The sequence below is a fragment of the Bradyrhizobium cenepequi genome, from assembly GCF_020329485.1.
GTDB lineage: Bacteria > Pseudomonadota > Alphaproteobacteria > Rhizobiales > Xanthobacteraceae > Bradyrhizobium > Bradyrhizobium cenepequi.
Genome location: NZ_JAGKJI010000001.1, coordinates 277,160 through 296,442 on the forward strand (window position 1 = coordinate 277,160; position 19,283 = coordinate 296,442).

General features: G+C 63.9%; 17 protein-coding genes. 7 read left to right on the forward strand and 10 right to left on the reverse strand.

Features of this window, described 5'->3' with window-relative positions:
* Window positions 1-94: 94 nt before the first annotated feature.
* Window positions 95-982, reverse strand: coding sequence for a TauD/TfdA dioxygenase family protein (locus tag J6497_RS01395; protein ID WP_225702427.1), 888 nt, complete (start codon window positions 980-982; stop codon window positions 95-97).
* A 132-nt stretch (window positions 983-1,114) separates the two neighbouring features.
* Window positions 1,115-1,894 (reverse strand): SDR family NAD(P)-dependent oxidoreductase, encoded by a 780-nt coding sequence (locus J6497_RS01400; protein ID WP_225702428.1) that lies wholly within the window; start codon window positions 1,892-1,894, stop codon window positions 1,115-1,117.
* A gap of 104 nt (window positions 1,895-1,998) precedes the next feature.
* Between J6497_RS01400 and J6497_RS01405 the strand changes: the two genes are divergently transcribed.
* Both J6497_RS01405 and J6497_RS01410 read left to right on the forward strand, forming a co-directional pair.
* Window positions 1,999-2,733 (forward strand): SDR family NAD(P)-dependent oxidoreductase, encoded by a 735-nt coding sequence (locus tag J6497_RS01405; RefSeq protein WP_225702429.1) that lies wholly within the window; start codon window positions 1,999-2,001, stop codon window positions 2,731-2,733.
* Window positions 2,734-2,806: 73 nt separating this feature from the next.
* Entirely contained in the window at window positions 2,807-3,175 is a 369-nt protein-coding gene (locus J6497_RS01410) for a CsbD family protein (protein ID WP_225702430.1), read from the forward strand.
* Between the two features lie 225 nt (window positions 3,176-3,400).
* On the opposite strand, the gene J6497_RS01415 is transcribed toward J6497_RS01410, so the two are convergent.
* Both J6497_RS01415 and J6497_RS01420 read right to left on the reverse strand, forming a co-directional pair.
* Complete coding sequence (locus J6497_RS01415) at window positions 3,401-5,134, reverse strand: DUF459 domain-containing protein (protein ID WP_225702431.1); 1,734 nt, start codon at window positions 5,132-5,134, stop codon at window positions 3,401-3,403.
* Window positions 5,135-5,282: 148 nt separating this feature from the next.
* The gene (locus J6497_RS01420; protein ID WP_225702432.1) at window positions 5,283-6,617 is read right to left on the reverse strand and encodes a lytic murein transglycosylase; all 1,335 of its coding nucleotides are present in this window, start codon (window positions 6,615-6,617) and stop codon (window positions 5,283-5,285) included.
* Between the two features lie 243 nt (window positions 6,618-6,860).
* Between J6497_RS01420 and J6497_RS01425 the strand changes: the two genes are divergently transcribed.
* Window positions 6,861-7,742 (forward strand): UTP--glucose-1-phosphate uridylyltransferase, encoded by an 882-nt coding sequence (locus J6497_RS01425; protein WP_225702433.1) that lies wholly within the window; start codon window positions 6,861-6,863, stop codon window positions 7,740-7,742.
* Between the two features lie 4 nt (window positions 7,743-7,746).
* Here J6497_RS01425 and J6497_RS01430 read toward each other — a convergent pair whose 3' ends face one another.
* Window positions 7,747-9,240, reverse strand: coding sequence for a GGDEF domain-containing protein (locus J6497_RS01430; protein WP_225702434.1), 1,494 nt, complete (start codon window positions 9,238-9,240; stop codon window positions 7,747-7,749).
* A gap of 138 nt (window positions 9,241-9,378) precedes the next feature.
* Here J6497_RS01430 and J6497_RS01435 point away from each other — a divergent pair, with 138 nt between their 5' ends.
* Window positions 9,379-9,663, forward strand: coding sequence for a DUF7662 domain-containing protein (locus J6497_RS01435; RefSeq protein WP_225702435.1), 285 nt, complete (start codon window positions 9,379-9,381; stop codon window positions 9,661-9,663).
* Window positions 9,664-9,893: 230 nt separating this feature from the next.
* On the opposite strand, the gene J6497_RS01440 is transcribed toward J6497_RS01435, so the two are convergent.
* Window positions 9,894-12,770: an EAL domain-containing protein gene (locus tag J6497_RS01440; RefSeq protein WP_225702436.1), complete on the reverse strand. Its 2,877-nt coding sequence runs from the start codon at window positions 12,768-12,770 to the stop codon at window positions 9,894-9,896.
* A gap of 120 nt (window positions 12,771-12,890) precedes the next feature.
* Complete coding sequence (locus J6497_RS01445) at window positions 12,891-13,892, reverse strand: NAD(P)H-quinone oxidoreductase (RefSeq protein ID WP_225702437.1); 1,002 nt, start codon at window positions 13,890-13,892, stop codon at window positions 12,891-12,893.
* Between the two features lie 154 nt (window positions 13,893-14,046).
* On the opposite strand from J6497_RS01445, the gene J6497_RS01450 reads away from it, so the two are divergent.
* On the forward strand, window positions 14,047-14,238 hold the full coding sequence (locus J6497_RS01450) for a DUF1192 domain-containing protein (protein ID WP_028163736.1): 192 nt from the start codon (window positions 14,047-14,049) through the stop codon (window positions 14,236-14,238).
* Window positions 14,239-14,779: 541 nt separating this feature from the next.
* A complete protein-coding gene (gene rcdA, locus J6497_RS01455) occupies window positions 14,780-15,292 on the forward strand; it encodes a protease adaptor protein RcdA (protein WP_225702438.1) in 513 nt (170 codons plus the stop codon).
* A gap of 82 nt (window positions 15,293-15,374) precedes the next feature.
* Here the strand turns inward: rcdA and rpmE are convergent, their stop codons facing one another.
* The gene (gene rpmE, locus J6497_RS01460; protein ID WP_028163734.1) at window positions 15,375-15,602 is read right to left on the reverse strand and encodes a 50S ribosomal protein L31; all 228 of its coding nucleotides are present in this window, start codon (window positions 15,600-15,602) and stop codon (window positions 15,375-15,377) included.
* A 185-nt stretch (window positions 15,603-15,787) separates the two neighbouring features.
* Between rpmE and J6497_RS01465 the strand changes: the two genes are divergently transcribed.
* Window positions 15,788-17,647, forward strand: a complete 1,860-nt coding sequence (locus tag J6497_RS01465) for an ABC transporter ATP-binding protein/permease (protein ID WP_225702439.1) — start codon at window positions 15,788-15,790, stop codon at window positions 17,645-17,647.
* 152 nt (window positions 17,648-17,799) lie between these two features.
* Here J6497_RS01465 and J6497_RS01470 read toward each other — a convergent pair whose 3' ends face one another.
* Together J6497_RS01470 and J6497_RS01475 are read right to left on the reverse strand one after the other, a co-directional pair.
* The gene (locus J6497_RS01470; RefSeq protein WP_225702440.1) at window positions 17,800-18,249 is read right to left on the reverse strand and encodes a GNAT family N-acetyltransferase; all 450 of its coding nucleotides are present in this window, start codon (window positions 18,247-18,249) and stop codon (window positions 17,800-17,802) included.
* Window positions 18,250-19,278 carry a peptidoglycan -binding protein gene (locus J6497_RS01475; protein WP_225702441.1) on the reverse strand — a complete coding sequence of 343 codons (1,029 nt, stop codon included), beginning with the start codon at window positions 19,276-19,278 and terminating at the stop codon, window positions 18,250-18,252.
* Window positions 19,279-19,283 lie beyond the last annotated feature (5 nt).

Below are 19,283 nucleotides of genomic sequence, written 5' to 3' on the forward strand. Positions count from 1 at the left end.
TAAGCAGCAGCCTATCGGCTCAATTCACTGCCATCTCTGGAATACTGGGTCGTCCGGTCAAGCCGGACGATGACTGCGGAAGCGCGGACGACGACTACTCCGCCGCCTGCGGCGCGACGGTCGGCTCGGTGCCGGCGACGGTGGCGCGGCGCATGTCGCGCGGCTGCGACTGGTCATAGCGGCGGACGCGATGCATGGTCTGGCGGTTGTCCCACATCACGAGGTCGTGGACCTTCCACTTGTGGACATAGACGAACTCCCGCCGTGTCGCGTGCTCGGTGAGGTCGCGCAGCAGCAGCCGGCCTTCCGGCATGCTCATGCCGCGCACCGCACCCGCATGCGAGGAGAGATAGAGCGACTTGCGACGATGCACCGGATGGGTCCGCACCAGGCGCTGCAGCACCGGCTTGAACATCTCCTTCTCCTCGTCGGTGTAGTCAAGGAAGCCGAGCGAGCCGCGTGAATACATCAGCGAGTGCTCGCAGATCAGGTCTTCGATCTCCGCCTTGGTCTCCTCATCCAGCGCGTCATAGGCCGCGCGCATGTCGGCGAATTCGGTGTTGCCGCCCTTCGGATTCACCACCCGCGCCGACAACAGTGAGAATTTCGCCGGGATCGGCCGGAACGAGCTGTCGGAATGCCACAGGCAATTGCCGAGGTTGAACAGATGGGTGCGGTGACCTCTCGCCAGCGGCTTGCCGTCCTTGCCGAGGTTGGAGACATCGTTCAGCCCGGAGGTGAGGCGATAATCCTCCTTCTTGGTCACGGTGCCGCCGCGCGCGTTCTCGCGCTCGCCGAAGTTCAGCGCGAAGGCCAGTTGCTGCTCGTCTGTGATGTCCTGGTCGTGGAAGACGAGCACGGCGTATTTGTCCATCGCCGCCTCGACTTCGGTCGCTTCCTGCCTGGTCAGCGGCTTTCGCAGATCGAGGCCTGTGACCTCACCGACAAAATGCGGGTGAAGCTGCCGGATCGCGATGGCCATGGCGTTCTCTCCTCTGTGCGGGCAGATTTTTCCGCTTCGTTTGAGGGAAGGCTATCCTGTGACTTTGCCATGTCAACGCGGCGCGGGCGCATGGCCCCTTGCGCGAGGCGGCCCTTCAGACGCTGCAGCGCATCACGCATTCCGCGCCATCAGCCCGCCGTCCACCTGGATCACCGCGCCTGTGAGGAAGGACGCGGCCGGCAAGCACAGGCTCAAGGTCATGTGCGCGACCTCCTCCGGCTCGCCATAGCGGCCGAGCGCCGTGCGGCGCTTGGCATAGATGGTCTTGTGCTCCTCCGGAATCCGGTCGGTGATCCCAGTGCGGATCGGGCCCGGGCAGATGCAGTTCACGGTGATGCCTTCGCGGCCCAGTTCCACAGCAAGCGAGCGTGTCAGCCCGGTAACGCCGGCCTTCGCCGCGGAATACGGACTGTGCAATGCGGTAGCGCCAAGCGCCTCGGTGGAAGCGATATTGACGATGCGCGGGCATTTCGATTTTCGCAAATGCGGCAAAGCGGCGCGGATGATGCGCTGATGCGCCGTCAACATCACCGCGATTGCCTTGCCCCAGGCCTCGTCATAGCCGTTGTCGTCGATCGCAACCCGCACGGAGATACCGGCATTGTTGACGAGGATGTCGAGCCCGCCGAAATGCGCGGCGACGCTGTTGACCACGGATGTGATTGCATCGCGATCGGCGACGTCGAGTAGCCACGCCTTTGCATTCCCTCCGCTCTTGCCAATCTCCTGCGCAACCGCCTCCGTGCCTTCGGCGGTGATGTCGGTGACGGCGACATTGGCGCCCTCAGTGGCGAACACTAACGCAGTGGCGCGGCCCATGCCGCTGGCGGCGCCGGTGACGAGGACGGTCAAGCCTCTCACCGAGCGGCTGAGCTGTGTGAAATCGGACATCGCGCGACTCGTGGGATGGAGCGATCCAGGTTGCAGGATTGACAACGCTGGCATCGATCCGCAGACAGGTCAAACGAACAAGATCAAGACGGAGGAGGCGTGCGATGAACGAACTGGATTTCACTGGCAAGCAGGTTCTTGTTGTGGGCGGCTCCAGCGGCATCGGCAATGGCATCGCACAAGCGTTTCGCGTCAAGGGGGCACACGTGCATGTCTGCGGCACACGCGCCAAGGCGAGCGACTATTCGGCCGAAGAAGGTTCGCATCTCAACGGATTGGAATACTCGCAGCTCGACGTCAGCGACGCTCGTGCAATCGAACAATTCAAACCGGCTTTCGACCGGCTCGATGTGCTGGTGCTGGCGCAGGGCGCGGTGATCTACCGCCGCGGCGAATTCGAGATGGAAGGCTTTCGCAAGGTCGTTGAGGTCAATCTCATGAGCTTGATGGCTTGCGCGACCAAATTCCAGGCGATGCTGAGCGCGAGCAAGGGCTCGCTCATCATGGTCAGTTCGACCGCCGCCTATCATTCGACGATGGGAAATCCCGCTTACAATGCTTCGAAGACCGGTGCGGTCGGATTGACGCGGACGCTTGCCGAGGGCTGGGCGGAGGACGGCATCCGCGTCAACGGCATTGCGCCCGGCCTGGTCGACACCAAGATGACCAAGGTGACGACGGCGAACCCGAAGCGGCTCGAAGGTGCGCTCGAGCGCATTCCGCTGAAGCGGCTCGGCACCCCGCAGGACATGGCGGGAGCGGCGCTGTTCCTGGCCTCGCCGCTCGCGGCCTACATCATCGGCCAGACCATCGTTGTCGATGGCGGGCTGATCCTCTGACCGCAGGAACCGCCGCGCCGCTCGCCGGTTACTTTCTCCGACAATGGGAAGACAATGGAGAGGAGTGACCGCGATGGACAACGATCGGATCGCTGGCGCCACCAAGGATTTCGCCGGCAAGGCGGAAGGCGCTGTTGGTGAAATGACCGGTGACAGCAAGACGGAAGCATCAGGCCGCGCACGCGAAGCGGCCGGAACAGTGCAGAATCTCTACGGCCAGGCCAAGGATGCTGCGCGTGAAGCTGCGGACACGGCAGTCAACTACGCCAAGGAGACTTACGAGAATCGCGGCGAGACCATCCGCGGCGGCCAGCAGGCGCTGACCAAGACCGTGCAGGACAATCCGCTGGGTGCGTTGCTGGTTGCCGGCGGCCTCGGCCTTGCCCTCGGGCTGCTCCTGACGCGCCCGCCACGCCGCCCGCCGCCGCGCTGGCGCTACTAGAGCATGATCCGGAAAAGTGGAAACCGGTTTTCCGAAAAGATCATGCTCAAACAATAACCTAAAGCGCGATAATGATTCATCCTCATCTCATCGCGCTTTAGGGCAGCACGGCGTAGGATGGGCAAAGCGACGCCACGCATGGCAGCTCGAACAAACACCGGTGGAAGCGTGCCCATCATGTGAGTGGTAGGCACGGCGCGACGCGCCTTTGCCCACCCTACGCCGTCACCATCTCATGAAATTGCCAAACGGCGCTTCCGCCGAGCGTCCGACATCTGCCGGTGGACGTGGCACGATCGGCGTCGGCGGACGCGGCGGCGGCGCCGCCTGTTGACGTGGCCCGGCTGCAGGCGACGGGCCGAAGCCGAAGAAACCGCCAAAGGTCGAGGCAGGTGGCGGCTGATTGGTCTGAGTCTGAGACGGCCGGAATAGGCGCTTCTGTGGTGCCGGCTTCGGCGGAGGTGCAGGAGCTGCGGCGGTCGGCGCCGGGGCCGTTCCGGCTGCGCCACCTGCGCCGGCGCCCTCGGGAGTGGTGGCGGCAACCGGCGTTTCGCCCTTGGCCTGCTCGCGACCGATTTCGCGGCGCGGCCAGGCAAAATCGTCGGCGCGGCCCGCAGGCGGCGCGAGCGGTTCGCCCTTTACCAGGGTGCGTGCCGCGAGCGGATCGACCGCGGCCGGACGCGAGCCGGGACCGCCGAGCAGTTGATCGGTGCCGACGGAGGAGGCGACCAGCGGCACAATTGGTCCGGCCAAAGGCCGCGCTGGCTGGCCGGGTGCCGCATTGGCGTCCGGCGTCGCCGGCTCGGTCGGCAACGCGATCGGCGTGCGTGCGAGCAGCCGCGTCACCTCGCGCTCCACATAATGCGCCAGCTTGCGCGCGCCGGCCTTGGTGAAGAAGACGCCGTCCGAGGTGCGGAGCTGGCGGATCTGGCCTTCGAAATCCGGGCCCTTATGCATGAAGCGACCCGCCTCGTCGACGAAGCCGTCCCAGATATCGACATAGGTGATGCCGGCCTTGGCTGCGCTGTCCCGGTACAGCGTATCCAGGAACAGCATGTCGGACGTGCCCTTCTGGCCGCGGATCGCCGGCAGCCCGACCCACAACACCGGCACGCCCTTGCTCTTCAGCACGCCGATCAATTCATCGATCTTCTTGTTGTAGAGCTCGATCCAGCGTTCGTCGCGGAATTCATAGACGCCGTTTGAGGAACGCGCGCTCCGCTCGGGAGCCGCGGTCTGCGGCGCATCGGCGGCATCGTCAGGCGACAATTCGGCATCGACCGGCTTGTCGTCCGGCTTGGCGCCATCCGAAGGCTTGGTGTCCGAAGATTTGGCGTCCTTGGCGCGGGTGTTCTTGTCGTCTTTCTTCTCGGTTTTCTTGTCGTCCTTCTTGTCGACGACGGGCTCGCGGATCGAGATACGGTCGCTGAGGCCGAGCATCACCACGATGGCATCGGCCTTCTCGGCAGCGATGATGCCCCTGGCGGCGGCGGCCCAGTCGGAAGGCTCGCCCTTGGGCTGGTATTTGATCAGGCCGGAGACCGTCTTGTGCTTGCGGATCACGCCCATGTCGGGCTGCTCGGCATAGGCGTCCTCGAGGCCATAGGCGAGCCAGTCCGCCATGGCATCGCCAAGCACCAGCACGTTGCGCTCCGGCGCCGTGTCACGCTTCGCCGGGGGCGGCGCTCGCGAAAAATCCTGGCGCGGTTGCTGCTGCTGCTGTTGTTGTTGCTGCGGCGGCGCATGCTGGAAGGGGGCGAAGAAATCCGAGCCGAACCAGCCGCCATTGCTGCGCGGCGCCGGCCGCTGTTGCGGCGGACCGCCGCCAAATCCTTGAAAGCCGAAGAACTGCGCCGAGGCAGGGCCGGCGATCCCGACCAGAAGCGCGATCGCAACCGCCAGCGCGACCAGGGGGCCGCTCTCGGTGAACACGCGCAGGAAGGGTTTTGGCTTCGGCATCAAAGCTCGGTCGAAATGGATCGTGAAGACAACGCCATACTAGCGGAATCGGGCCGCAGGCGGGCATATTTTCCAGCATAGATCGGACCCGCTCCGCCGCCGTCAAGGCGCCGGTTAAACAGCGGTATTCAGGGCCATTTTTGCGAACCTATCGCGTCCTCAGGCGCTCCAGCACGTCCGAGGTGGCAAATCCGTCGGCCGGGGTGCCGATCGATGCCTGGAAACTGCGCAGCGCTTGACGGGTCTGGCCGCCGATCTGGCCGTCCGGCGTGCCGCGGTAGAAGCCGCGCTGGGCGAGCAACTGCTGCAGTTCCAGCCGCTCGGCGCGCGACAGTATCCGTTCCTGGCGCGGCCAGGGCTGCACGAAGGGCGGTCCGCCGCGCAGGCGATCGGCGAAATGGCCGATCGCCAGTGCATAGGCCTCCGCCGGATTGTACTTCATGATCACCCGGAAATTCTGCAGCATCAAGAAGCCGGGGCCTTCTGCGCCGGCGGGGGCGAGCAGGTAGGCTCTCGTGGCCGGCTGTGGGAACGGCTGGTTGTTGGCGCGCCGGAGCCCGAGTTGCTGCCATTGTGCGAGTGTCATCGCCTTGGAACGGTCGGCCAGCATGTAGTTGAAGTTCTTGGGAACGATGACCTCGTAGCCCCAGCTCTGGCCGGCCTGCCAACCGTCCTTTCTAAGGTTATTGGCGGTCGAGGCGATCAGGTCGGCCGGGTCGTCCACGACGTCGCGCCTGCCATCGCCGTCACCATCGACCGCGTAGCGCTTGAAAGCGGTCGGCATGAACTGCGTCGGACCGAAGGCGCCAGCCCAGGAGCCGCGCATCTGCTCGGGGCGGAGATCGCCGCGATTGAGAATCTCCAGCGCCGAGAGGAATTCGTCTTTGAAGTAGGCCTGCCGGCGGCCGATGCAGGCGAGCGTGGCGGTCGATTGTACCACGCTGCGGTCGCCCATCTGGGTCGAATAATTGGATTCGATACCCCAGATCGCCGCGACCGCGTAGCGGTCCACGCCATAGGTTCTCTCCGCGGCATCGAATTGCGCCTTGTGTTTGGCGAGGATCTCGCGGCCCTTGGCGAGGCGGTTGTCGTTCACGAGGATATCGAGATAGTCCCAGATCGCCTTGGTGAATTCGGGCTGTGAATCCAGCAGGTCCATGATGCGCAGGTCGGGCGTCAGCCCCGCCGTGAAGCGCTCGAAATTCTCGCGTGTGACGTTGCGTCGCGCCGCATCGGGCCACATCGAGGCGACGCAATTGTCGAAACTGGCAGCTGCCTGCCGGATCGCGGCCGCCGTCATCAAAGGGTGACCTGAGGCGCCATCCTCGCCGCTCCATGGCGGAGCCGAACCGTCGCCGGTGGCGGCTGCGGGTGGTGGTGGGGAGCTGGGTGCCGAGAGCAGGTTACTGAACAGTTCCGCCAGCCCGCCCTGGGACTGAGCGAAAGCCTGATTGGAAACAAGCAGAACCCCCGCGATTATCATCGCGCTGGCTCGGCTCCTGGTCGCTGTTCCCGTCCGCCGCATGGCTCGATCTGCCCGTTCCAATGATTGGTTCAGAAGGCCTTGTGACGGTTTCCAACAGCTTAACAAAGGCGAGATTTTGTTTTGATCTGCCCCAAGGACAAAAGCGACGCGGCATCACACATCCGCCTTTGTTCCCGGCTGCAAACCGGATAGCAAGGTGCGATACCCGTCTCACACATTTCAAGGCGCCCCGACAATCCCATGAAGATCCGTAAAGCCGTCTTCCCCGTCGCCGGTCTCGGCACCCGTGTGCTGCCCGCCACCAAGGCAATGCCGAAGGAAATGCTGACCATCGTCGACAAGCCGCTCATTCAATACGTGTATGACGAGGCGAAGGAGGCCGGGATCGAGCATTTCGTCTTCGTCACCGGCCGCAACAAGGGGGTCATTGAGGACCATTTCGACCGCATGTTCGAGCTGGACACCACGCTTGAGGCGCGCGGCAAGAAGGCCGAGATCGACATTCTGGCGCAGAATCAGCCGGAAGCGGGTGCCGTCAGCTTCACCCGGCAGCAGGCGCCGCACGGGCTCGGCCACGCCGTCTGGTGCGCGCGCGACATCGTCGGCAATGAGCCCTTTGCTGTGATTCTGCCGGATGAGCTGGTGCTGAACACACCCGGCTGTCTTGCCCAGATGATCGAAGCCGCGGCCAAGCTTGGCGAGAAGTCAAATTTGATCGCGGTCGAGGAGGTGCCCGACCATCTCACCCACCAATACGGTATCTGCGGCGTAGGGCCGCGCCACGCCCATCCCACCATGTTCGAGATCAATGGCATGGTGGAGAAGCCGCCGAAGGGCACGGCGCCGTCCAACCTCTCGATCACCGGCCGCTATATTTTGCAGCCCGAAATTTTTGAAATCCTGGAGACACAGGAGCGCGGCGCCGGCGGCGAGATCCAGCTCACCGACGCCATGATCGGGCTGGCGAAAACGCAGAAATTCTATGGCGTGGAGTTCGAAGGCGAGCGGCACGATTGCGGCTCCAAGGCCGGCTTCCTGCGCGCCAACCTCGCCTACGGCATGCGACGCCCCGAACTGCGCGATGGCCTGCTCGCCGAGATGAAGAAGTATTTGGAGAAGTGACGACTCAAGCTACCAGCGACAGTGCCTGCAGGCGTGCGACCACGCTCTGGTTGCGGCCATTGGCCTTGGCGGCATAGAGCGCCCTGTCGGCGGCTTCCACCAGGTCGGTCCAGTTCTGACCGGCCAAAGGCGTGAGACTTGCAACCCCAATGCTGACGGTGGTGATGGTCTCCCCGTCGCACCATTGCTCGACCTTGCGGCGGATCATCTCCGCCACGGCGAACGCTTCCACGGCGGTATGACCGGGCAGCAGCACCGCGAATTCCTCGCCGCCCAGGCGCGCCGCGCAATCGCCGGCCCGCCGGACCGAATCCGAGATGCAGATCGCGATGCCGACCAGCACCTGGTCGCCAGCCTGGTGACCGTAGGTGTCGTTGAACGCCTTGAAATGGTCGGCGTCGATAATCAGGAGCGCAAGTGGCGCCGCATGCCGGCCGGCGCGGCGCCATTCCACATCGATCTCAGCATCGAACTTACGCCGGTTCCGCAAACCGGTCAGCGCGTCGGTGGTCGCGAGTTCTTCGAGCTTCTCCTCGGCCTCGGCGCGGCGGCCGATCTCGCGCGCCAGGAACAGCGTGGTGGCGAGCACGAACAGGACCAGTGCCGCCATGATGGCGCCGATCCGGGTCGCTTCCTTGCGCCAAAGACTGAGGACACCGTCGAGTGGTTTTCCGACCACGGTGAACAACGGGCCGTTTCCGCTGCGACGGACATAGAGCCGCGGGGTCTGGTCGATCGGTCCGACACCGGAATAGGATCCGTTCTCCTTCAGATTGTTCGGGGTCCAGTTGCGCCGCTCCGCCAGATTGGTGCCGATGATGTCGAGATCGAACGGCGTGCGCATGATGATCGTGCGGTCGCGGCGCAGCACGGTGATGGTTTCGTCGGGAGCAAGCGTCAGCCGCCCGAACAGCTCATGGAAATAGCTGAAGCGGATCGACCCTGCGACGACGCCAAGGAAGCTCCCGTCTTCGGCGCTGATGCGCCGGCTCAGCACGATTGCGTAGGCGCTGCGGTGAAGCATCGGCTTTGAGATGTAGAGGCCCGTATAGGGCTGGTCCCGATGGATGCGGAAATATTCTTCGTCGCTGCGGTTCTCCGGGCGGGGATCGAGCGTCGACGCATCGACCACCAACTGCCCCGTGCTGTCGAACACCTGGATTGCGCCAAAGTGTTTTGCGGTGGCGGCGTGGTCGAACAGGATCAGGTGCCGGACCTCCCTGCTGACTTGCTTGATCTCCGGCATCACCATGGCGCCGGCGACGGCGCGTAGCGACAGGTCGAACAATTCGATGTTGCGGCTGATATCGGCGTCGATGCCGGCGGCGAGGTTTTCCAGCGTTTGCCGGGCCAGTTCTTCCTCGCCGCGGCGCATATCGAGCAGGACGCTGGTGCAGACAGTGGAAAAGCCGATCACGGTCGCGACCGAGGAAGCGATCAGGAGCTTCGTCGATAGCCGCCAGCGTCGCCTTGCTTGTTGTCGCCGTTCGTGTGGCATGTTTCGTCCCGGGCCATCCTTAAATGCACCGGAAACATTGTTGCTGCCTTAAACGGCGACAGCGTTCCGCGAATGGGTTAACGGTTGGTTGGTTCGACTGACGATTTTCGGCAATGGCGTGAATTCAAGGGACTTGAAGTGAACGATTACGGCCCGTTGCGGGATTATCTGAAGAAGCAGACGCTGCCCGAATTGGTGCTCAGCTTCGAAGAGATCGAGGCCATCATCGATGCGCCCCTGCCGCGCGCGGCACAGCGCGCTTCCTGGTGGGACAGCCTGCGCAGCCCGCAGGAAAGGATGCCGCAGCGCGAAGCCTGTCTCGAGGCCGGCTATGTCGCCACGCGCCAGGCGGACGGCAACAGCGTGAAGTTCAGGCGGCTGCCGCGCAACGCGCGTCGTCCCAGCGAAGGCATCGAACGATAGACAAGGCTGGTTTCGAAACTCAGAACGTCCAGCGGTCTCCCACCTCTCCCCTTGTGGGAGAGGTCGGATTTCACGCGGTACGTGGGAAATCCGGGTGAGGGGTTTGTCTCCGCTTCGGTGGTCCCTCGATAGACCGGGACCTCTCTCACCCGGACGCATTCCGCTTCGCTGTATGCGCTCCGGCCTCTCCCACAAGGGGAGAGGCGAAGCGAAGCAAGCGGAGATATCGATCAGCTCGCGGCTTCCAGCCGCTCCTCGGTGAGCAGGCGCATCGCGGCATCGGCGTCCATCGGCTCGCCGAAGGCGAAGCCTTGCGCGTATTCGCAGCCGAGCTGGTAGAGCTCGACCGCATCCGAATCCGTTTCCGCGCCTTCCGCCACCACGTCCATGCCAAGGTCGTGGGCGAGCGCGATGATCGATTTCAGGATCACCGGCCGCGTGCCGCGGCTCGTGGTGCGGACGAAGGACTGGTCGATCTTGATGGTGTCGAATGGGAAGCGCTGCAGGTAGGACAGCGAGGAGTGGCCGGTGCCGAAATCATCCAGGGAGAGTCCGGTGCCGAGCTCACGGATGCGCGCCAGCATTTGTGCGGCGTGCTCCGGATTTTCCATCACCAGCGATTCCGTCAATTCCAGTTTCAGAGTGCCGCGCGCGACCGAGGAGCGCGACAGCACGGTCCTGATGTCGTGGATCAGATCGTGCCGCAGCAACTGCCGCGAGGAGACGTTGACGGAGGCAAAGATCGGCTCGCGCGCGCGCATCGCGCGCTGCCAGATCGAAAGCTGCCGCGCGGTCTGGTCCATCACGAAGGTGCCGAGGTCGACGATCAGGCCGATCTCCTCTGCAATGGAGATGAATTCGGACGGCGACATCCGCCCGAGCTTGGGATGATCCCAGCGCGCCAAGGCCTCGAAGCCGGCGATCGAGCGGTCCTCGAGCCGCACGATCGGCTGGTAGAGGATCGTGATCTCCTGCCGCTCGATGGCGCGGCGCAGCTCGCTCTCCAGCGTCAGCCTGTCGCTCTTGCGGGCGCGCATCGCCGGCTTGTAGACGTCGATGCGGTCGCCGCCGATGCGCTTGGAATGATACATCGCAAGCTCGGCGTCCTTGATGATCTCGTCAGTGAGCTGCGTCTGCGGGTCGGAGAGCGCAAGCCCGATCGAGGCGGTCAGGAAGATCTCGCGGTCGTTGAAGGCGATCGGGGCGCGGATGGTCTTGCGGATGGTCTCGGCAAAGGCGGTGATCCGCGCCGGATCCTGCTCCGACAACAGGATCAGGCCGAACTGGTCGCCGGCCAGGCGTGCCAGCGTGTCCTGGGGTTTAAGGATGCGGATCAGGCGGCGCGCCAGTGTCAGCAGGATGGAATCGCCGACTGCGATGCCGACGGAGTCGTTGACCTGCTTGAAGCGGTCGAGGTCGATCACCATCAGGGTCGGCCGCAGCGTCGGCACTGTCTTGGCGAGATTGGCGACCGCGCTCAGCCGGTCCATGAACAATTTGCGGTTCGGCAGGCCGGTCAGATTGTCATGAACCGAGTCATGCAGCATCCGCTCTTCGGAATTCTTGATGTCGGTGACGTCGGTGAGCGTGCCGACCACGCGCGAGACCTCGCCGTCGGAGCCGACGACTGGTCGCGCCTTCAGCGCAAACCACATGAAATGGCCGTCCGGCGTGCGCAGCCGGAAATCCTGCAGCAGGCGGCCGCGGCGCTGATCGAGCACGCTGTCCAGCGCGGCGCGGAAACGGTCCTGGTCGAGCGGATGCAACACCTCGAGCCATTTCGCCGCCGGCCCTTCCAGCGTGCCGCGTTTCAGGCCGAGCAGGGCCTCGGTTTCGGGGCTGGTGAACACCTTGTCGGCGGAGACGTCCCAGTCCCAGATCAGGTCGCCCGAACCGGTCAGCGCCAGCGCGCGGCGCTCGACATCGGAGACGACGCCGGTGGTCGCGCCACCGCCGGCAAAGGCGTGCTGCATCACCGTAAAGCCGATCAGCATCACGATCAGCACGAGGCCGCCGAGCAGCGCCGGGCCGACAATGTCGTTGGTGACGCTGCCCGCCACCGTCATGCCGGCCGCGACCACCCAGACCACCAGCAGGAACCAGGTTGGGATCAAGAGCACGGCGCGGTCGAAGCCGTGGGTCGAGAGATAGACGATCAGCGCGAAACCGGCCACGGCGATCAGCACCAGCGACATGCGCGCGATGCCGGAAGCCACCGCCGGATCGAACAGCGCCAGCGCCACCAGCGATCCCAGGAAGAGCAGCCAGCCGATGGTGATGTGGGAATAGCGCACGTGCCAGCGGCTCAGGTTGAGATAGGCGAACAGGAACACGAGCAGCGTCGCCGCCAGGATCGCCTCGCCCGCAGCGCGCCAGACGCGCTCGGCGTTGTTCGACATGTCCAGCACCTTGCCCCAGAAGCCGAAATCAACGCCGATATAGACCAGCACCGCCCAGGCGAGCGCTGCGGCTGCCGGAAACATGATGCTGCCCTTGACCACGAACAGGATCGTCAGCACCAGCGCGAGCAGTCCGGAAATGCCGATCACGATGCCCTGGTAGAGCGTGAACGAGTTGACCTTGTCCTTGTAGGCTTCCGGCTCCCAGAGATAGAGCTGTGGCAACTTGTCGGTGCGCAATTCCGCGACATAGGTAACGACCGCGCCCGGATCGAGCGTGATGCGGAAGACGTCAGCGGTCGGGCTCTCCTGCCGCTCCGGACGGTCGCCGACCGATGGCGTGATGGTGGCGATGCGCGACAGGCCAAGATCCGGCCAGAACAAGCCGGATGACACTATGCGGTAATGCGGCGCGACGATCAGGCGGTCGAGCTGGTCGTCCGTATTGTTGGCGAGCGCGAACACCACCCAATATTGTCCGCCCTCGCGGGCACGCACCTCGATGCGGCGGACGATGCCGTCGGTGCCGGGCGCGGTCGAGACCTGGATGCGGTCGGTCTCGCTGCGCTGGTGGTCGAGGACGGCGGTGAGATCGATCGCCGGCGCGTCGCTGCGGACGCTGACGGCGTCAACTGCGCGCGCCGGAGCGGCGCCGACAACAATCATGAGGGCCAGCGCAAGCGGCGCAAGCCACCTGATCAGACGCAATGTCAGTACTCCGCGCTTTAACGATTCATGCGGGCGAACCGGCGCCCCGCCGTTCCCGGATAAATGCCACGAAAGCGAAGGAAATCAAAGGGTTTCCGGCTACGCTGGACGGTGGAGGAATTAGACAACCAACACAATTTTGCCAATATGTGCGCTGGTCTCCATCCGTCGGTGGGCGTCGGCAGCCTTTTCGAGCGGGAAAGTGCTGTCCATAAGCGGCTTTACGCGCCCTTCGCGCAAGAGCGGCATCACGTTGGCCTCGATCGCCGCGACCATCGCCGCCTTGTCCGCGTTACTACGGGGGCGGAGCGTCGAGCCGGTATGGTGCAGGCGCTTCACCATCAATTTTGCAAAGTTGGCGCTCGCCTTCGGCGTCCCGGCGAGGAACGCGATTTGCACGATTCGCCCTTCGACGGCGGCGGCGTCGTAGTTGCGGTCGATGTAGTCGCCGCCGACCATGTCGAGGATCACATTGGCGCCAGCGCCATCGGTCGCAGCCTTCACTTCGGCAACGAAATCCTCGCTTTTGTAGTTGATTGCGCGGTCGGCGCCGAGCTTGAGACAGGCCACCGCCTTGTCCTGCGAGCCGACGGTGACGATCACCTTGGCGCCGAACGCCTTGGCGAGCTGGATCGCCATGGTGCCGATGCCGGAGGAGCCGCCATGGATCAGCAATGTCTCGCCTTTTTGCAGCGCGCCACGCTCGAACACGTTGTGCCACACCGTCATCAGTGTTTCGGGGATGGCGCCGGCTTCCTCGATCGACAGCGAGGGCGGCGCAGCCATCGCCTGGGCGTCCTGCGCAATGCAGTATTGCGCATAGCCGCCGCCGGCGACCAGCGACATCACGGTGTCGCCGACCTTGTGCCTGGTCGCCCCACGCCCGACCGCAACCACTTCGCCTGATATCTCGAGGCCCGGCAGGTCGCTCGCGCCGGGCGGCGGCGGATAGGAACCGGAACGCTGCGCCACATCAGGCCGGTTGACGCCGGCCGCCTTCACCTTGACCAGGATCTCGCCTTGGCCCGGTACTGGCACCGGGCGCATCTCCGGCAGCAATACTTCGGGTCCGCCGGGCTTGCTGATGCCGACGACGGTCATTTGCGCGGGCAGCTTTTCCATGGTTTTTCCTTGGCAGAATGCGAGGATTCCGAACGCGTCACGTTGATTACCCAGCCCGCATCGGGCTGGCAACCGCCGCAACGGGATCGTGACAGAGCATGACCGGAAAAGGAGACCGGCTTTTCATGCTTCAAGCAAAGCACGGAGGAAGCGCATGGCGATGGAAGATGACGACCGGCCGCGGAAGAAGATTTCGCACGAGATCGGGCAGGACCTGTCGCTGCTCTCGGTCGAGGAATTGACCGACCGCATCGCGATGCTCTCGGCCGAAGTCGAGCGCCTGCGCGAAGCGATGACGAAGAAGCGCGCCTCCAAGGAAGCCGCTAACAGCTTCTTCAAGTCGTAGCGCTGTCGCCCGGGCAAGTGAGCGCAAGCGAACGCGATCCGGGATCCATAACCAAGGCAATTGTGATGTGCGGAGCTTTGGCCCTAGCCCGCCGCAACAACGAACGCTTGCGGTTCTGGGTCCCGGCTCAAGGCCGGGACGACGACAAAAAAGTGGGCGCCTGTCCCAAACTAGGCCAGTGGCCGATATGGCAAACGAAGTTTAAACAAAACCGCTCATTTACGATCAATTAAGCTTTCTCGTTTATGACTGCACTGTCCTCGTTTGGACACCGAGTGGCTCCTGTCCACTCTGTTTGACGCCTCCCTGTTATCAACTTCAAAGCCGCCGGAAACGGCGGCTCTTTTTTGTCTTTGTCACAGGCTTGTCGTCTCCGCCATCCGGCCGGAAACCATAAATCCGGATGCATCTGGACTCTTCGCTCCGCAAGCGCAATGATTTGTTCACCATAGGCTGGCGCAAAGGTCGGCGGCGGGAAAAACCATGATCCAAAAAGGATCATGCTCAAACAAAGATTAAAAGTGGCGTGAGGGCGTTAACCATGCTGGAGCGGTCGCAAAGCGATTCCGCGCTTGTTCTGTTCAGTGAGCGGCTGACCAATTCTGCGGCGTTCGGAGCCTTGTTCCGCGAGGGCATGGACCTGGTCGAGGAGACCGCCGCCTATCTCGATGGCGATGGCCGTAGCGAGGCCAAGGCGCTGGAGCGTTCCGTCAGCCTGACCTATGCGACCGAAAGCATGCGCCTGACCACCCGCCTGATGCAGCTCGCCTCCTGGCTCTTGCTGCATCGCGCGGTGAAGGAAGGCGAGATGACGCTGACCCAGGCCAATCGGGAAAAGACCAAGGTCAAGCTCTCCGCGGCCGATCCGGGCCCTGCGGAACTGATCGAGAAACTGCCGCAACAACTGCAGGACCTGATCGCCCGCTCGATGAGCCTGCAGACGCGCGTACGCCGGCTCGACAGCACGATCCATGCGCCGCCAGCCGATCGCGCCGCGATCGGCAACCCGCTGGTGCCCCAGCTCAACCGTCTGAAGGCCGCGTTCGAGCAGTAATTCCAATGACGGCAAACAAAAACGCCCCTGACCAAGCAGGGGCGTTTTCGCTGAGCTGACGAGGAAAGCGCGGTTTGCGCGCTCAGTCCTTTTTCAGAAAGCCCGAAAACTTCTTCTGGAACCGCGACACGCGGCCGCCCCGGTCAAGGATCTGCTGGGAGCCGCCGGTCCAGGCCGGGTGCGACCTGGGGTCGATGTCGAGCTGCAGCTTGTCGCCTTCCTTGCCCCAGGTGGAGCGCGTCTGGTACTCGGTGCCGTCGGTCATCACGACCGTAATCGTATGATAATTCGGGTGAATATCGGCTTTCATGGCAGTTCCTTCGGCGCGTCGGCGCCCGTCGCAAATGGTCCAAAGATACGGGATTTGGGCAGCTCTATAGCGTAAGGAAACCCGCAAAACAAGCCACCGGGGATCACCGGATTAGGACTCTTCCGGATTTGCCAGCCGCTGCCGCGGGGCCTATTTGGAAAAGATAAAAACTGGTCCTTGTCCCGATGAGCGCAGCCGAACAGCTTGACCACCCACCCAGCACGACGCCGCCACGCCGCGACGCGCTGCTCGAAAGCGAGGCTCTGGTCGAATCCACATTGACCGAGCCGCAAGCGAAGAGCCGCGCCAGGCTGAAGCCGCTGCTCGCGCTCGCGCCCTATGTAGCGCGCTACCGGGGACGGGCCATCCTTGCTCTTATCTCTCTGACGGTTGCGGCGATTACGACGCTGATCGTGCCGATCGCGGTCCGGCGCATGATCGACTTCGGCTTCACAGCCGAAGGCATCGCCATGATCAACAGCTATTTCAGCGTGATGATCGCCGTGGTGGCGGTGCTCGCCGGCGCCAGTGCGTCCCGCTACTATTTGGTCATGACCATCGGCGAGCGCATCGTCGCCGATCTCCGGCGCGACGTGTTCGCGCATCTGATCTCGCTCTCGCCCTCCTTCTTCGATTCCGCGCGCAGCGGCGAATTGGTGTCGCGCCTGACCGCCGATACCACCCAGATCAAATCAGCGGTCGGCGCCTCCGTGTCGATCGCGCTCCGTAACATGATGCTGTTTCTCGGTGCCGCTGCGATGATGGTGGTCACCAGCCCGAAACTCTCTGGCTTCGTGCTGCTCGCTATCCCGATCATCGTGATCCCGCTGGTCGCGTTCGGGCGCTGGGTGCGCCGATTGTCACGCAATGCCCAGGATACGCTCGCGGAGGCCAGCGCCTATGCCTCCGAGCTGGTCGGCGCCATCAGGACCGTGCAGGCCTTCACCAGCGAGCGCCTCGCGGCCACGCGCTTCGGCCGCGAGGTGGAGCAGGCCTATGAGGCCGCACGCAGCTCGACCGTGGCCCGCGCCGTACTAACTCTGATCATCATCTTCATCGTGTTCTCGAGCGTGGTCGTGATCCTCTGGGTCGGTTCGCACGACGTGCTCACGGGCGCGATCACACCGGGACGGTTGAGCCAGTTCATCCTCTATACCGCCTTCGCCGCGAGCGCCCTCGGCCAGCTCAGTGAGGTCTGGGGCGAAATTTCTGCAGCGTCCGGCGCGGCCGAGCGGCTGTTCGAGATCCTGCGGGTCAAGCCGGAGATCACGGCGCCGGCCGCGCCGCGTGCGCTGCCGCAGCCCGCCCGCGGCGACGTTGCGTTCGACAATGTCAGCTTTGCTTATCCGACGCGGCGGTCCGTGAAGACCATCGACGGCGTCTCGTTCTCGGTACGATCAGGCGAAAAGGTCGCGATCGTCGGTCCCTCCGGCGCGGGCAAGAGCACGCTGTTCCATCTCTTGCTGCGCTTTTACGATCCCGCCTCGGGCACGATCTTGTTCGATGGCGTACCGATCCGGCAGGCGGACCCGAACGCGGTGCGCTCGCGCATGGCGCTGGTGCCGCAGGACACCGTGGTGTTCGCGACGTCGGCGCGCGAGAACATCCGCTTCGGCCGGCCCGGTGCAACCGATGCCGAGGTCGAGCGCGCCGCCGATCTTGCCCACGCCACCGAATTCCTCCGCCGCCTGCCTGGCGGCTTCGAGGCGCAGCTCGGCGAACGCGGCGTGACGCTGTCGGGCGGCCAGCGTCAGCGCATCGCAATCGCACGCGCGATCCTGCGGGACGCACCGCTCTTGCTGCTCGATGAAGCGACCTCCGCGCTCGATGCCGAAAGCGAGACGCTGGTGCAGACCGCGCTGGAGGAGTTGATGCGCCACCGCACCACGCTCGTCATCGCGCACCGGCTCGCAACCGTGCTCTCCTGCGACCGCATCCTGGTGATGGAGCATGGCAGGATCGTCGAGCAGGGCACCCACGCCGAGCTGGTCGCCGCCAACGGGCTCTACGCCAGGCTGGCGCGGCTCCAATTCGAGGGAGCGTAAGCTCGCCACGTTTCCCAACAACAGATGTCATTACCCGCGAAGGCGGTGATCCAGTATTCCAGCGACAGTGATGCGATACGGAGAAGCCGCCGCTTACTGGATGTCCCGCATTCGCCGGGCATGACAGCGGAATTTGTGGTAGGCAATTGCCGTTACGGCCTCCACGCCATCTTCAATACCGGACGTCCTGACGTCGGGTTGACATCCTCGCCGGCACGCACAAAGCCGTTTCGTTCATAGAAGCGGATGGCCCGGGCATTGTCCTTGTTGACGAGCAGCTTCACGCCATCAGGTGAAAGGCGTTTGGCTTCATCGACCAGCGCGGTGGCAAGCTTCGAGCCCCAATGTGCGGGATCGACCACGAGCTGGTCGAGATAGCTGCTTCGATCGATGGTCACGAAACCGATCAGCGCATTTGCGTGCTCCGCAACAATAATGCTCGCCTTCGGCACCAGTTCGCTGCGCCAGCGCTCGCGCCACCACGCCACACGCGCATCAAAATCGATCGTCGGATAGGCTTGCTGCCAGGTTCGCCGCCAAAGCTCGATCGCGGCGTCCTCATCCTCGGCGCGGTAGGGGCGAAGTTGAAACTCAATCGCCACTTATCGTTCCGTCAGCTTCAATTCGATACGGCGGTTGCGCTTGTAGGCTTCCTCGGTCTGCGCGGGGTCGAGCGGCTGGAATTCGCCAAAACCGGCGGCGACGAGCCGCTGTGCCGGCACCCCGAGCGAAACCAGATATTGAACCACCGAGATCGCCCGTGCGGCGGAGAGATCCCAGTTTGATTTGAACACCGGGCTGTTGATCGGCCGCACGTCGGTGTGGCCGTCGACACGGAGCACCCAAGGGATGTCGCTCGGGATCTGCTTGTCGAGGTCGATCAGGGCGGCCGCGAGCTTGTCGAGCTCGGCCCGGCCTTCGGGCAGCAGCGTGGCCTGTCCGGTATCGAAGAAGACTTCCGACTGGAATACGAAGCGGTCGCCGACGATGCGGACGTCCGGCCGGTTACCAAGGATGGTGCGCAGGCGGCCGAAGAACTCCGAGCGGTATCTCGACAGTTCCTGCACCCGCTGCGCCAGCGCCACGTTCAATCGCTGGCCGAGATCGGCGATGCGACCCTGCGATTCCTTGTCACGTTTCTCGGAGGCATCGAGCGCTTCCTCGAGCGCGGCAAGCTGGCGGCGCAGTGCGCTGATCTGCTGGTTCAGCACTTCGATCTGCGCCAGCGCCCGCGCGGAGACCTGCTTCTCCGAGTCCAGCGCCTTGTTGAGCTCGCTCGCGCGGCCCTGAGCGTCGCTGCCGGCGCTGGCCAGGCCTTCATAGAGTCCTTTGATGCGGTCGCGCTCGCCTTCGGCCGACGCAAGCCCGGCGCGGAGCTGCGCTATCTGTTCCCCGAGGCTGAGCTTGCCGAGCTTTTCCAGCGACAGCATGTCGTTGAGCTGGGCGATCTTGGCGTTGAGCTGCTCCAGTGCCTTGTCCTTGCCGGAAACTTCCTGCGACAGGAAGAATTGCACCACCAGGAACACCGAGAGCAGGAACACGATCGACAGCACCAGTGTCGACAACGCGTCCACGAAGCCCGGCCAGTAGTTGAAGCCGGATTCACCGCGGCGAGCACGGGCGAGGGCCATTCAAG